We start from the raw sequence: 14,206 nt of genomic DNA, 5'->3' as shown, positions 1-14,206 counted from the left end.
TACCGATGCAGGGCCTGATGCAGGACTACCCGCTCACCTTGCCCCACTTCTTCCACCGGGCCGAGCGGCTCTTCCCGGCCAAGCAGGTGGTCACCGCCACCGGCGAGGGGATCGAGCGGGAGAGCTACGGGCAGTGGGCCGAGCGCACCCGGCGGCTCGGCGGCGTGCTCGACCGGCTCGAGATCGCCGCCGACGGCCGGGTTGCCACGTTCGCGTGGAACACCGCCCGTCACCTCGAGCTGTACTTCGCCGCGCCGTGCACGGGCCGGATCCTGCACACGCTGAACATCCGCCTGTTCCCGGACCAGCTCACGTACATCGTGAACCACGCCGAGGACGAGGTGGTCTTCGTCGACCGGTCGCTGGCCGCCCTGCTGTGGCCGCTGATCCCGTCGTTCCACACGGTGCGCCACCTGGTCCTGATGGACGACGGCAAGGGGGAGCTGCCGGCTCGCCCCGGCGAACAGGTGCAGGGCGCTCGCCACGCCATCCAGGTGCACGACTACGAGTCGCTGCTGGGGGCGGCCGCACCGGTCGACTTCCACGTGGCCGACGAGGACCGGGCCGCGTCGATGTGCTACACGAGCGGCACGACCGGCAACCCGAAGGGTGTCGTCTACTCCCACCGGTCGACGTTCCTCCACACCCTGCAGGCGATGACGGCCGACTCGCTGGGGGCGCGCGAGAGCGACGTCATCCTCCCGGTCGTGCCCATGTTCCACGCCAACGCCTGGGGCCTCGCCCACGCCGGCGTCGCCGCCGGTGCCACCCTGGTGATGCCGGGGCCCGACCTGTCGCCCAGGGCGGTCGCCACGCTCATCGAGCAGGAGCGGGTCACGGTGGCCGCCGGTGTGCCGACGATCTGGATGGGCGTGCTCCCCGAGCTCGAGGGCCGCGACGTGTCGCACCTGCGGGCGATCCCGTGCGGGGGCTCGGCGGTGCCGAAGGTGCTCTCGGAGGCCTACCGGGAGAAGATCGGCATGCCGATCCTGCAGGCCTGGGGGATGACCGAGACCAGCCCCATCGCGGCGGTCTGCACCGTCAAGAGCACGCTGCGGGGCCGGCCGGAGGCCGAGCTCGCCGACCTGCGCTCCACCGTCGGGCTGGTGCCCGTGGGCGTGGAGTTCCGAGTGGTCGAGCCGGGCACCACCACCATGCTGGCGTGGGACGGCGAGACCAGCGGCGAGCTGCAGGTTGCCGGGCCGTGGATCGCCCGTGCCTACTACCGGCTGGAGGGGTCGTCCGACTCGTTCACCGACGACGGCTGGCTCCGCACCGGCGACGTGGCCACGGTCGACGCCGAGGGGTACATCCGCCTCGTCGACCGGACCAAGGACCTCATCAAGAGCGGCGGCGAGTGGATCAGCTCGGTCGAGCTCGAGAACGAGATCATGGCCCACCCCAAGGTGGCCGAGGCCGCCGTGATCGGGGTCCCCCACGAGAGGTGGTCGGAGCGGCCGCTCGCCTGCGTGGTGGTGAAGCCCGGCGAGGACCTGACGAGGGACGAGCTCCTCGAGTTCCTCGGACCCCGGGTCGCGAAGTGGTGGCTGCCCGATGACGTCGTGTTCATCGACGAGGTGCCCAAGACGTCGGTGGGCAAGTTCTCCAAGAAGGATCTGCGGGCCCGCTTCGAGGACTACGCGCTGCCGCCGGGCTGAGCGGTCACGGGGTCCCCACCCCGTTCCTCGATCTCCCCCACCACGGGGCTGCCGCCGCGGCCGATACTGGAGCGGTGCCCGGTTCGAGCGACGAGACCCGCGAGCGGATCCTCACCGCCACCTACGCGTGCATCGCCCGGGACGGCCTGTCCCGCACCACGGTCGAGGACGCCGCGCAGGAGGCGCTGGTGTCGCGGGCCACCGTGTACCGGCTCTTCCCTGGCGGGCGCGACGAGCTGATCCGCGCCACCGTCGACCGGCAGGTCGACCTCTTCTTCCTCGAGCTGCGCGACGCGGTGGCGGGGACGCCGGACTTCCCGACCATGCTGGGCGAGGGCCTGCTGTTCGCCCGACAGGCCCTGCTCCGCCACGAGGTCCTCCAGGAGGTGCTGGCCAGGGAGCCCCAGCGGCTCCTGGCGCAGCTGTCGGTGAGTTCCGACCGCGTGCTGCCGCTGATCGCGGCGTTCCTCGTCCCCTACCTCGAGCGGGAGCGGCTCCGGCCCGGCGTGTCGGTCACCGCGGCCGCCGACTACCTGGCCCGGATGATCCTGTCGTTCATCGGGTCGAGCGGGTCCTGGGACCTGACCGACCCGGTGGAGGTCGATCGGCTGGTGCGCACCGAGCTCCTGGGCGGTGTCCTGGAGGGCGAGCCCGATCGTCCTCGGTGACCGAACGTCGCTTCTGTGACCGACGTCACTCTCTCTCGCGTGGACGATGAGACACGACGAGCCCTAGTGTCTTGCGAGATGGGGCCCATCGCGCTCGCCGATCATCGCTCGGGCGCCAACGCCGAGTCCGACCTCGAGCAGCGCGTCGTCGACGCGGGGCTCCGCTGCGTGGCGCGCTGGGGCCTGGCCAAGACCACCGTCGACGACATCGCCCGCGAGGCCCGCTGCGGGCGCGCCACGGTGTACCGGGCCTTCCCGGGCGGTCGTGACGCGCTCCTCGCGGCGATGGTCGCCAGCGAGGTCGGGCGGCTGCAGGTGGCGGTGGCGGCCGCCCTCGATCGGTCCGCCGACCTGGAGGGGCTCCTCGTCGCGGCCGTGAGCGCCACCACGGCCGGGCTGCGGGCCAGCGAGCCGCTGCAGTCCCTGCTCGCCCACGAGCCCGAGGTCGTGGTGCCGCACCTCTCCTTCGAGGGCCTCGACCGGGTGCTCGCAGGGGCCGCGGCCTTCGCCGGCCCCTGGTTGCGGGCCCACCTCGACCCCACCACGGCCACCCGCACCGCTGAGTGGCTCGTGCGCCTCGTGCTCGCCCACCTGTCCGACGGGTCGGTCGATCTGGCCGACCCGGCCGAGGCGCGCCGCCTGGTGCGCCGGTTCGTGCTCCCGGGCCTGCCCGGGCCCGACCACCTGTCCCGTCCCGTCCCGTCCACCACCTGATCCAAGGGGGATCCCGTCACCATGGCCGACTACTCCGACCTGCTCGGACGAACCGAGATCAACGACATCGAAGCGATCCTGTCGATCTCGAACACCGACGTCGACGCGGTGGTCCATGCCGTGCGCGACAACGCCGACGCCATCTTCACGTGGGACTACGAGCGCAGCCGCCCGGCGCTCTCGAAGCTCTACGAGAAGGCGAAGCTCGGCCAGTGGAACGGCGAGACCGATCTCCCCTGGGACACCGATGTCGACCAGGAGGCCGTCGTCGTCGCCAACCAGCTCGCCGCCGGCGGTGGCATCGGGCAGAACCCCGAGCTGTACGCCGACTCGCCCGTGGCCAAGTGGGACGAGAAGCAGTGGATCGACTTCGGCGTCCAGAGCCAGAACTGGACCCTGAGCCAGTTCATGCACGGTGAGCAGGGCGCGCTGATCTGCACGGCCAAGATCGTCGAGACCGTGCCGTGGATCGACGCCAAGTACTACGCGTCCACCCAGGTGATGGACGAGGCCCGCCACGTGGAGGTCTTCGCCAAGTACCTCGACACCAAGCTGTCAGGCCACTACCCGATCAACGCCCACCTGCGGATGCTGCTCGACGACATCGTCACCGACAGCCGCTGGGACATGACGTACCTGGGCATGCAGATCATGGTGGAGGGCCTGGCCCTCGCCGCCTTCGGCTTCATGCACCAGATGACCACCGAGCCGCTCCTGAAGCAGATGCTCCGCTACGTGATGAGCGACGAGGCCCGCCACGTGGCCTTCGGCGTCCTGTCGCTGAAGGAGTACTACGCGGAGCTGTCGCACGCCGAGCTGCGGGAGCGCCAGGAGTTCGCCTTCGAGGCGGCGGTGCGGATGCGTGACCGCTTCCTGCAGCAGGAGGTGTGGGAGCGCATGGGCATCAAGCCCAAGGAGATCATCCCGTTCATCCTGCAGGACGAGACCCGCGGCCTCTTCCAGCAGATGCTGTTCTCCAAGATCGTGCCGAACTGCAAGAAGCTCGGGCTGCTCGACGCGGCCGACGGCTGGCTGCGCCAGCGGTTCGCGGAGATCAACGTCATCCAGTTCGAGGACTGGGCCGACACCGGCGAGGAGTACACCTCGTTCGCCCTGGGCGAAGAGGTCGAGGGCGCCCAGACCGCCTGAGCCGCACCGGACGGGACGACGCGAGCGGGGCCGCCCTCCGGGGCGGCCCCGCTCGCGTGTGCGCTCAGCGCAGCACGATCTCGAGCTCGTAGGTGCCGGTGGTGTCGCCGTAGCCGGTCACCGACACGACGTACGTCCCGGCGATCAGGCCCCCCTCGATCTCGGCCTCGGTCGTGTCGAGCACGTCGGTCTCGCCCTCGAAGCCCTCGTCCTCGGTGGTGAGCACGTAGCCGCCGAGCTCCGAGTCGAACTCGGCCTCGTCGACGAGCTCGTCGACCGACATGCCGGCCTCGCCGGCGAGCTGTTCGGCGTACGCCCGGAGGAGGCCCTCGTCGACGGCGAGGTTGATCTCGGCGTCGAGCTCGGCGCTGGGCTGCACCGTGGCCACGATCGTGCCCCCCTCGGGCACCTGCACCCGGTGGAGCACGGGTGCCGTGCTCTCCTCCACCTGGCCGGTGAACGTGCCGGTACCGCTGCTGCCACCACCCCCGTCGTCACGGACGAGCACGAGATAGGCGACGAGCCCGATCACGACCACTGCGCCGATCGCCAGTCCCACGATGAGGCCGACCGGGGGGCCCGTCCTCTGGACCGGGGCCCCCGGCTGGTACGGGGGTGCACCGCCGGCCGGCTGGTAGGGCGGCGGGCTCACCGGGTGGGCCAGGTCGGGGTGCGGGGTCGCCTCGGGGTGGGGCGCGGGCGTGGGCGGGGGCGCGCCGAGTGGGTCGGACCCGGTGCTGCCCTGGTCGGCCACGTGCTCGGTCCACCCGGCCCCGTCCCAGTAGCGGTGCTCGTGGCGCGCCAGCGGGTCCGGGTACCAGCCGGGAGCCGGTGACGGAGTCGGAGTCCAGGCCATGACGACCTCCCAGGATCGAGGGGACGCGCCGAGAACACCGGGCACCGACGCCTCCCTCCTGCAGTGTCGCGCCGAACGACGCGCGGCCGGCAGAGGCGGCCGGACGAGAGGTCCCCTGTCGCGTCAGCGGATGTCGATCTCGAGCTCGTAGCTCCCCTCGGTGCCGTCGTAGCCGGTGACCGTCACCACGTACGTGCCGGCGCGGAGGGGGAGCTGACCGCCGACCACGGCGTCGGCCGAGTCGAGCACCGCGACGTCGCCCGGCATGCCGCCGACCTCGTTGTCGAGGACGTAGCCGCCCAGGTCCGGGTCGTACTCGTAGGTGCCGTCCAGCAGCTCGTCCACGGCTCGCTGCACGTCCCCGGCGACCTGTTCGGGGTCGTCGACCCCTTCCAGCAGGAACTCCTCGAGCATCTGCCGCAGCAGGGCCTCGTCGACGGCGAGGTGGAGGTCGGCGTCGAGCTCGGCGCTCGGGCGAGCGGTCGCGACCAGCCTGGCGCCGTCGGGCACCTGCACGCGGTGCAGCTCGGGGGCGACGCCCTCCTGCACCACGCCGGTGAGCACGCCGGTTCCGCCGGTGGCGCTGCTGCTGGCGCTGCTGCCGCTGCTGCCGTCGTCCCGGAGCGCGACGAACGCCACGATGCCGATCACGGCCACGACGGCCACGGCCAGCCCGGCGATCAGCGCGACGGGCGGGCCCGTGCGGGATGGTGGGGCGGTGGGGGCGGCCGCGCCGGGCCCGGCCGGCGGGGGCCCCGTCGGAGGCGGGCCGGCGGGCGTGCCGACGCCTGGTGCCGGGCCGGAGGTCGCGGCCACGTCGGCCGGGTCGAGGCCCGTCGCGCCCTGGTCCGCGACGTGCCCGGTCCACGCGGCGCCGTCCCAGTAGCGGTGTTCGTGGCGGCCCAGCGGATCGGCGTACCAGCCCGGTGCCGCTGGCGGGGTCCAGGTCATGTCGACCTCCCTCTCACGGGTCCCCGCGCCACGTCGTCGGTTGCGGAGCGGGCCCTCCGTCGGCAGTCTCGCGCGGCGCCCACCGGGGGCGGCAGGGTCGGAGGTCCGCGCGTGGGAGTGGTCGAGGGCTGGGTCGAGTCGGGCTTCGGGCCGGTCCGGGAGGCGTTCGAGACGAACTTCACCCGGCACGGCGAGATCGGCGCGGCCGTGTGCATGCACGTCCACGGCCGGGTCGTGGTCGACCTCTGGGGCGGGGTCGCCGACCCCGCCACCGGCCGGCCCTACACCGCCGACACCCTCCAGCTCGTCTTCTCGACCACCAAGGGTGCGGTCGCGATCTGCGCCCACCTCCTGGCGCAGCGGGGCCAGCTCGACCTGGACGCACCGGTGGCGCGCTACTGGCCCGAGTTCGCGTCCGCGGGCAAGGCGGCCATCCCGGTTCGGTGGCTGCTCACCCACCAGGCCGGCCTGGCCGCGGTGGGCGAGACCCTCGAGCTCGCGGAGTTCCTGGCCTGGGAGCCGGTGGTCGAGAAGCTCGCCGCCCAGGAGCCGCTGTGGGAGCCGGGGAGCGATCACGGCTACCACGCCGTGACGTACGGCTTCCTGGTGGGCGAGGTGATCCGCCGGGTGAGCGGGCGCTCCGTGGGCCGGTTCTTCGCCGACGAGGTCGCGGCGCCGCTCGGTCTCGAGTTCTGGATCGGCCTCCCGGAGGCCGAGCAGACCCGAGTGGCGCCGCTGCTCGACTTCCCGGCCGTGACCGACGACGCCGCGGGCGAGCCCGACCCGCTCCTCGAGGCGCTCCTCGACCCGACCAGCCTGGCCCATCGGGCGTTCCTCAACCCGCCGCTGGCGATCGCGGCGCTCAACCACCCGCGGATCCGGGCGGCCGAGCTGCCGGCCCTCAACGGCGTGTGCACCGCCCGCTCGCTGTCCCGGCTGTACGCGGCCTGCATCGGTGCCGTGGACGGGGTCCGCCTGCTCAGCGCCGAGACCGTCGACGGGGCGCGGGCGACGCAGGTGCTCGGGCCGGACCGGGTGAACCCCGTCGTCGACATGCACCACGCCACCGGCTTCTCGCTGCCCACGGCCGAGAACCCCATGGCCGGTCCGGGCTCGTTCGGGCACGCCGGCCTCGGCGGGTCGCTCGGGTTCGCGCACCCCGAGCTGGGGCTCGCCGTCGGCTACCTGATGAACCAGTGCCAGAGCCACGCCGTCACCGACCCCCGGCGCCAGGGCCTGGTGGAGGCCGCCGTGCGGTGCCTGGGGGGCGTCGAGCCCACCACGGTGACGCCCGACACCCGCTGGTAACTTGGCCGCCGTGTCGCACCGGTCCGCTCCCCGTCTGCTCGTCCTCCACGGGTTGCGGCTGAAGGGGTTCGGGGGACCCGAGGCGATCGGCTCGGTGACGTCGCTCCCCGTCGAGGAGGTCGGCCGCCAGCTGGCCGAGCTCCAGGCCGACGAGCTGGTGCTGCACCGTGAGGGTCGCCTCACCGGCTGGTCGCTCACGCCCACGGGCCGCAAGGAGCACGAGCGGCTCCTCGCCGAGGAGCTCGACCAGGTGGGCTGTCGGGCCGAGGTCGACGGCGCCTATCGCACCTTCCTGGGGCTGAACGGGGAGATGCTCGCCGTCTGCACCTCGTGGCAGGTGCGGGAGGTGGCAGGCGAGCAGCTGGCCAACGACCACAGCGATGCGGCGTACGACCGGGCCGTGATCGACCGGCTCGTCGCCCTCCACGACCGCGTGCGCCCGGTGGTGGCTGCGCTGCGCGAGCGGCTCGAGCGGTTCGGGGGGTACTCCGTCCGGCTGCGAGGGGCGCTCGAGAAGCTGCTCGCCGGCCAGCTCGAGTGGTTCACCCGGCCGCTCATCGACTCGTACCACACGGTGTGGTTCGAGCTGCACGAGGACCTGCTCGCCACCCTGGGGATCGAGCGGGCCAAGGAGGGCCAGCACTGATGGCGCGGTTCGGTGCGGTGATCACCGCCATGGTCACGCCCTTCGACCAGGAGGGGCGCCTCGACCTCGACGTCGCCGTCCGGCTCGCCCGGTGGCTCGTCGAGCAGGGCAACGACGGGCTCGTGCTGGCGGGCAGCACCGGCGAGGGCTCCGTGCTGACCGACGACGAGAAGCTCGACCTGTGGCGAGCGGTGTCCGAGGCCGTGACCGTGCCGTGCATCGGCGCCACCGGCAGCAATGACACCGCCCACTCCGTGGCGCTCACCCGCCGGGCCCAGGGGTGCGGGCTGGCCGGCTGCCTGGTGGTGACGCCGTACTACAGCCGGCCGTCGCAGGCGGGGATCGAGGCGCACTTCCGCGCCGTGGCCGGGGCCACCGCGCTCCCGATCGTGATCTACGACATCCCGATCCGCACCGGCCGCAAGGTGGCCACCGACGTGATGCTGCGTCTCGCACGCGACGTCCCGAACGTGGTCGGCGTGAAGGACGCCGCGGGCAGCCCGTCCGAGTCGGCGGTGCTGCTCGCCCGGGCGCCGGGCGGCTTCGAGCTCTACAGCGGCGACGACAGCATGACGCTGCCGCTGCTGGCCGTCGGCGGGGTCGGTGTGATCGGCGTGGCCACCCACTGGACGGCACGCCAGCACGGCCGGATGATCGCTGCGTTCGCCGCCGGTGACGTGCCGGAGGCCCGCGCCGTCAACGCCTCGCTGCTGGAGTCGTTCGCCTTCGAGACCGGTGACGCCTCGCCCAACCCCATCCCGTCGAAGGCGATGATGCGGGTCCTCGGGCACGCGGTGGGGGAGTGCCGGCTCCCGCTCGGGCCTGCGCCCGCCGGTCTCGAGGACCGGGCCCGCGAGGTCCTGGCCGCGCTCGGCTGACTGGGCGCCCCACGGCCCCGCGTCCGGCCGTCGGCAGGTGAGGTGCCGGCCCCGCGGTCGGCGCGCCTACCCTTCCGGCATGCCCCAACCGGTGCGGATCGCCTTCCTGGGCGGCCTGGGCGAGATCGGCCGCAACTGTGCCGTCTTCGAGCTCGACGGCAGCCTGCTGCTGCTCGACTGCGGCCTGATGTTCCCCGAGGCCGACATGCTCGGCATCGACCTCGTCCTCCCCGACTTCACGTACCTGCACCAGAACGCCGACCGGATCGTCGGCTGCGTCGCGACGCACGGGCACGAGGACCACGTCGGCGGCCTGTCGTACCTGCTCCGTGAGGCGTCGTTCCCCGTGTACGGGTCTGCGCTCACCCTGGGCCTGGCGCGCAACCGGATCGACGAGGCAGGGCTGCTCGACCGCACCGAGCTGATCCCGGTGGCCGACGGCGAACGGCGGCGGATCGGGCCCTTCGACGTGGAGTTCATCCCCGTCACCCACTCGGTGCCCCACGGGTTCGCCACCGCCTTCCACACCCCCCAGGGAGTCATCCTGCACTCGGGCGACTTCAAGCTCGACCTCACGCCGGTCGACGGGCGGTTGACCGACCTGGCCCGCATCGGTGCCATCGCCTCGGAGCAGGGCATCCGGCTCCTGCTGTCCGACTCGACCAACGCCGAGGAGTCGGGTCACTCGCCCTCGGAGCGCGCGGTGGGCCGGGTGCTGGCCGCGCTGTTCCACGCCCACGCGGGCCGGCGGATCATCACCGCCTCCTTCGCCAGCCACATCCACCGGATCCAGCAGATCGCCGACGCCGCCATCGGGACCGGGCGCAAGGTCGCCACCCTCGGGCTGTCGATGAAGAAGAACGTCCGCCTGGCGCGCCAGCTCGGCCTCCTGCGCATCCCCGACCACGCCCTGGTCGACATCGAGGCGCTCGACGACCTGGCGCCGGGCGAGGTGTGCGTGATCTCGACGGGTTCCCAGGGTGAGCCCATGTCGGCCCTCGCGCTGCTGGCCGCCAACGAGAACCGCTGGCTCAAGATCTCCGCCGACGACACCGTGATCCTCAGCTCGCACGCCATCCCCGGCAACGAGCACAACGTGAACCGGGTCATCGACGGGCTGCTGCGGCTCGGCGCCGACGTCGTGCATTCCGGCGTCTCCGACGTGCACGCCACCGGTCACGCACAGGCCGAGGAGCTCAAGCTCTTCCTCGCGCTGACGCGCCCGGAGTTCTTCGTGCCCGTGCACGGTGAGTTCCGCCACCTCTCCGCCCACGCCCGTCTGGCCAAGGAGATGGGCGTGCCCAACGCCCGGATCCTCCTGGCCGAGGACGGCGACGTCGTGGAGCTGACCGACGCGGGCATCGATTTCGCCGGTCGGGTGCCGGCCGGCTTCCTCTACGTCGACGGCATCGTCGGCGACGTCGGGCACGGCGTGCTGCGCGACCGGCGGGTGCTGGCCGAGGAGGGCGTCGTGGTGGTCGTGGTGGGTGTCGACGTGGAGTCCGGCGCCATCATCACCGGACCCGAGGTGATCACCAGGGGCTGGGTGTACGCGCCCGAGGCCGAGGATCTCCTCGGCGAGGCCGCCGACAAGGTGCGCGAGGCCGTGCACGACGCCTTCGGGGCGGGCACCCGCGACATCGAGGCCCTGCAGCGCCACGTCCGCCAGGCGGTGGGGCGGTTCGTGTCCGAGCGGACGCGGCGCCGCCCCATGATCGTGCCGGTGGTGATGGAGGCCTAGCCCCGGCCCGGCCCCCCGGGAGCGCCACCTCGCGCCGCCCCCGTTCGGTCGGTCGCCCGTCGCTGGTGTTGCTGTTGTTAGCCTTGTGGACACTGTGGCTACGAAGCAGCACACCGCCAAGGCCAAGACCACCGCCGCGAAGCCCGCCTCCCGGGCCGCCGCCCGGTCGTCGGCCAGCCGGTCGCCGGGCGCGGGTGGATCGCGGTCGCGCTCCGGATCGGGTACCCGGGTCGCCGCTCGGCGCCGACCGAGCCCGCCTCCCGGCCGGGCCCGACGGGCCGCGAGCGGCGTGGGGCGCGCCGTCCGGTCGGCGGTGAAGGGCCGGGGAGCCGACCTGGCCGGTGTGGCCACCCTGGTTGCAGCGGCCATCGCCGCCATGGGCCTCCTCGGCGGGCTGGCGGGGCCCCTCGGCGACGGTCTGGCCGGCGCGACGGGCACCTTCATCGGCCTCTGCCGTTTCGTGCTCCCGCTCGCCCTGCTGTGGGTCGGCCTGCTGCTGGTGCGGCGCGCCGACGGCGGCCGTGCGGGAGGGGTCGCGCTCGGTCTGATGGTGACGATGGTGGCGGCCTGCGGCCTGCTGCAGCTCGGTCGCGGCCCCTCGACGTGGGAGGGCGTGGCCGCGGTGCGAGACGCGGGCGGCGTCGTGGGCTTCGGCGTGGCCACGCCGTTGCGGGCTGCGCTGGCCGGGACCGGAGCTGCGGTCGTGCTCGTCGGGCTGGCGGTCGCCGGGCTGCTGCTCGCCGGCCGCACCACGATCCGGGCGGTGGCGGCCCGCACGGCTGCGGGGATGAAGCCGGTCGGCGACGTGGCCCGGCGCTGGGCGGGTTCGCTCGTCCAGATGGGCGACGGGCCCGAGGTCGAGTCGGTGTCGGTGATGCCCCTCGACCCGCGCCCGAGGCCCACCTTGTACGACGGCGCGCTCGACGACGACGACGGGCCGCTCCACCCCGCGGTCCCCGCCGGGCCGGGCACCGAGCCGGCGCCGGCCGGTGGGTCGGCCGGCCCGCTGGACGCACCCGCCGGCGAGCCGGTCGACGGCCAGCAGCTCCAGATCGACCTGGGCCCCGCCACAAGGACGAGCGCGTGGAAGCTCCCCGCGCTGTCCCTCCTGAAGAGGAGCGGTGCCCAGGAGATCGACAAGCGGCTCGTCGAGGACGGCGGCCACACCCTCGAGCACGCCCTCGCCGCGCACGGGGTGGAGACCCGCCTCGTGGGCATGACCGTGGGGCCGACGGTCACCCGCTACGAGCTCGAGCTGGCCCCGGGCGTGAAGGTCGCCCGCGTCACCAGCCTCAACCGCGACATCGCGTATGCCATGGCCTCACCCGACGTGCGGATCCTCGCGCCCATCCCCGGGCGCTCGGCCATCGGGGTGGAGGTGCCGAACCGCCAGCGCCACCTGGTCGCCCTGGGCGACATCCTGGCGTCGCCCGAGGCCAAGCAGGCCCGTCATCCCCTCGAGGTGGCGGTGGGGCGCGACATCGCCGGCCGGGCCGTGATGATGAACCTCGCGACCATGCCGCACCTGCTCATCGCCGGTGCCACCGGCGCCGGCAAGTCGTCGTGCGTGAACTCGATCATCACGTCGCTGCTCATGCGCACCACGCCCGACCAGGTGCGCCTGATCCTCGTCGACCCGAAGCGGGTCGAGATGGGCCAGTACAACCGCCTGCCGCACCTGCTCACCCAGGTGGTCACCAACCCGAAGAAGGCGGCCAACGCCCTGGCCTGGGCCGTCAAGGAGATGGAGCGCCGCTACGACCTCCTGCACGAGGTCGGCGTGCGCGACGTCGGCGGCTACAACGCGACGTTCGACCGAGGAGACCTCCGGGCCGAACCCGGCTCCGACCGCACCTTCGAGCGGCTGCCCTACGTCGTCGTGGTGGTCGACGAGCTCAACGACCTGATGATGGTCGCGGCGCGCGACGTCGAGGACTCCATCTGCCGGATCGCCCAGATGGCGCGGGCGGTCGGGATCCACCTCGTGGTGGCCACCCAGCGGCCGTCGGTGAACGTGATCACGGGGGTGATCAAGGCGAACATCCCCGCCCGCATGGCCTTCGCGGTGTCGAGCCTGGCCGACAGCCGGGTGATCCTCGACCAGGCCGGCGCCGAGCGGCTGATCGGCAAGGGCGACCTACTGCTGCTGGGTGCCACCTCGAGCGTGGCCCAGCGCATCCAGGGCGCCTGGGTGGGCGAGGACGAGGTGCGCAAGGTCGTGGCCCACTGGCGCCGCCAGGCCCCCGACGTCACGTACGTCGAGGGTGTCGCGGGCGAGGAGGGCGCCGCCGGCGGCGCCGTGGCCAGCAGCGACGGCGACGACGACGAGGTGCTGGTGCGTCAGGCCATGGAGCTGGTGGTGCGCTCGCAGCTGGGGTCCACGTCGATGCTGCAACGCAAGCTGCGGGTGGGGTTCGCCCGCGCCGGGCGGCTCATGGATCTGCTCGAGCAGCGCGGCGTGGTGGGTCCCTCCGAGGGATCCAAGGCCCGGGCCGTGCTGATGACCCCGGACGAGCTCGACGAGCTGCTGGCCCGCGACGGGTCCTAGCCGGGCGGTGGTGCCGCTGGCGGTTCGGCGGCGGCGGGCTCCTCGCCGGCCGTGACCAGGTGGCGCTGGCGCCGCGCCTGGAAGAACCAGGCGCCGAGGAGCACGAGGAGCGTGAGCGCCGTGACTGCCACCGCCCAGTAGAACGCCACGTAGTCGACGAGGGTGCCGGGCGGGGGCTGGCCCGGCAACGAGCCGCGCAAGGGCGGCAGGGCGAAGAGCACGCCCACGGTGTAGGCGTAGGCCCAGAAGGGCGGTTCGTCGCCCCAGATCACCACCACCCAGGCCATGGCCAGGCCGGCCGCAGCGAGGGCCCACATGAGCAGCATCATGGCCACCGCGTAGAACACCACCTCGCGGGCGCGGCTGATCTCGACGTCGACGGCGCTGGCCTCCGGGGTCTGCGCGAAGAGGCCCTCGGAGGGCCCGGCGGTGAACCGGAACGAGTCGACCGCGGCCAGCAGGTCGACGCTCACGGGGACCAGGAGGCGGTTCTCCGGGGACGTCGCGGCCTCGGCGGCCACGACGACCAGGCTGGAGACGTAGCGGTCGAAGGGGTAGCGGATCACCTGGCCGTCGGCCAGCGCGAGGGTCGCCTCGATCGGGTCGACGGCCTGGCCCGCCGGCAGGTCGTAGCGGTTGGCGCCGCGCACGTCGTTCACCCGCAGCACCAGATCCTCGGACGGGAGCCCGTCGGCCGAGAACGACCCGGACACGCCCACGACCAGGCGTACCCGGGTCTCGCCGGCCGAGGGCGACACGCCGATGATCGTGGCCGTCACCTTCACCCCGCTGTCGTCGGGCAGCGCAGGGCCCAGCACCAGCACATCGGCGGGCCCTCCAGGATCGCCGGCGAAGACGACCACGAGCGCCATGAGCGGCCCGAGCGCGACGAGGGTGATCAGGGTGATGGCGCCGATCAGCACAGGGGACACCCGCCGGTGCAGCCGGTCGCTCCGCCGGTTGACGCGGCCGGCTCCGGGGACGCCCGCAGGCGGGTCGGGGCGCATCTCCACCGGGACGCTAGCCCTGCCCCGCTCCCCGGTGGGAGTTGCCGCCGGGGAAAGCGAATGAGTATGGTTCTCAGTAACG

At 73.0% G+C, this 14,206-nt stretch carries 12 protein-coding genes; 9 read left to right on the top strand and 3 right to left on the bottom strand.

Annotated features, from left to right (window positions below; all coding sequences use genetic code 11):
- Positions 1 to 5 precede the first annotated feature (5 nt).
- From IPM45_04795 to IPM45_04780, 4 genes are all read left to right on the top strand, one after another.
- Entirely contained in the window at positions 6 to 1,658 is a 1,653-nt protein-coding gene (locus tag IPM45_04795) for a long-chain fatty acid--CoA ligase (GenBank protein MBK9178882.1), read from the top strand.
- A gap of 74 nt (positions 1,659 to 1,732) precedes the next feature.
- The gene (locus IPM45_04790) at positions 1,733 to 2,326 is read left to right on the top strand and encodes a TetR/AcrR family transcriptional regulator (GenBank protein ID MBK9178881.1); all 594 of its coding nucleotides are present in this window, start codon (positions 1,733 to 1,735) and stop codon (positions 2,324 to 2,326) included.
- Positions 2,327 to 2,404: 78 nt separating this feature from the next.
- On the top strand, positions 2,405 to 3,040 hold the full coding sequence (locus IPM45_04785; protein MBK9178880.1) for a TetR/AcrR family transcriptional regulator: 636 nt from the start codon (positions 2,405 to 2,407) through the stop codon (positions 3,038 to 3,040).
- Positions 3,041 to 3,061: 21 nt separating this feature from the next.
- A complete protein-coding gene (locus IPM45_04780; GenBank protein ID MBK9178879.1) occupies positions 3,062 to 4,189 on the top strand; it encodes a diiron oxygenase in 1,128 nt (375 codons plus the stop codon).
- A 64-nt stretch (positions 4,190 to 4,253) separates the two neighbouring features.
- Here IPM45_04780 and IPM45_04775 read toward each other — a convergent pair whose 3' ends face one another.
- Both IPM45_04775 and IPM45_04770 read right to left on the bottom strand, forming a co-directional pair.
- Entirely contained in the window at positions 4,254 to 5,045 is a 792-nt protein-coding gene (locus tag IPM45_04775) for a DUF2510 domain-containing protein (protein MBK9178878.1), read from the bottom strand.
- 123 nt (positions 5,046 to 5,168) lie between these two features.
- Positions 5,169 to 5,996 carry a DUF2510 domain-containing protein gene (locus IPM45_04770; protein MBK9178877.1) on the bottom strand — a complete coding sequence of 276 codons (828 nt, stop codon included), beginning with the start codon at positions 5,994 to 5,996 and terminating at the stop codon, positions 5,169 to 5,171.
- A 111-nt stretch (positions 5,997 to 6,107) separates the two neighbouring features.
- Between IPM45_04770 and IPM45_04765 the strand changes: the two genes are divergently transcribed.
- The 5 genes from IPM45_04765 (at position 6,108) to IPM45_04745 (ending at position 13,117) form a co-directional block, all read left to right on the top strand.
- Entirely contained in the window at positions 6,108 to 7,304 is a 1,197-nt protein-coding gene (locus IPM45_04765; protein MBK9178876.1) for a beta-lactamase family protein, read from the top strand.
- A gap of 10 nt (positions 7,305 to 7,314) precedes the next feature.
- A complete protein-coding gene (locus tag IPM45_04760; protein MBK9178875.1) occupies positions 7,315 to 7,950 on the top strand; it encodes a MarR family transcriptional regulator in 636 nt (211 codons plus the stop codon).
- A complete protein-coding gene (gene dapA, locus IPM45_04755; protein ID MBK9178874.1) occupies positions 7,950 to 8,828 on the top strand; it encodes a 4-hydroxy-tetrahydrodipicolinate synthase in 879 nt (292 codons plus the stop codon). The genes IPM45_04760 and dapA overlap by 1 nt, the downstream gene beginning before the upstream one ends.
- 79 nt (positions 8,829 to 8,907) lie before the next feature.
- Positions 8,908 to 10,569 carry a ribonuclease J gene (locus IPM45_04750; protein ID MBK9178873.1) on the top strand — a complete coding sequence of 554 codons (1,662 nt, stop codon included), beginning with the start codon at positions 8,908 to 8,910 and terminating at the stop codon, positions 10,567 to 10,569.
- A 289-nt stretch (positions 10,570 to 10,858) separates the two neighbouring features.
- Entirely contained in the window at positions 10,859 to 13,117 is a 2,259-nt protein-coding gene (locus tag IPM45_04745; protein ID MBK9178872.1) for a DNA translocase FtsK 4TM domain-containing protein, read from the top strand.
- On the opposite strand, the gene IPM45_04740 is transcribed toward IPM45_04745, so the two are convergent.
- Positions 13,114 to 14,124: a DUF4436 family protein gene (locus IPM45_04740; GenBank protein MBK9178871.1), complete on the bottom strand. Its 1,011-nt coding sequence runs from the start codon at positions 14,122 to 14,124 to the stop codon at positions 13,114 to 13,116. The two genes, IPM45_04745 and IPM45_04740, sit on opposite strands and share 4 nt — an antisense overlap.
- Positions 14,125 to 14,206 lie beyond the last annotated feature (82 nt).

It is taken from the genome of Acidimicrobiales bacterium (assembly GCA_016716005.1).
Lineage (GTDB): Bacteria > Actinomycetota > Acidimicrobiia > Acidimicrobiales > JADJXE01 > JADJXE01.
The sequence above is the reverse complement of the archived record's forward strand: the minus strand, read 5'-3'. Positions and strand labels throughout refer to the sequence as shown.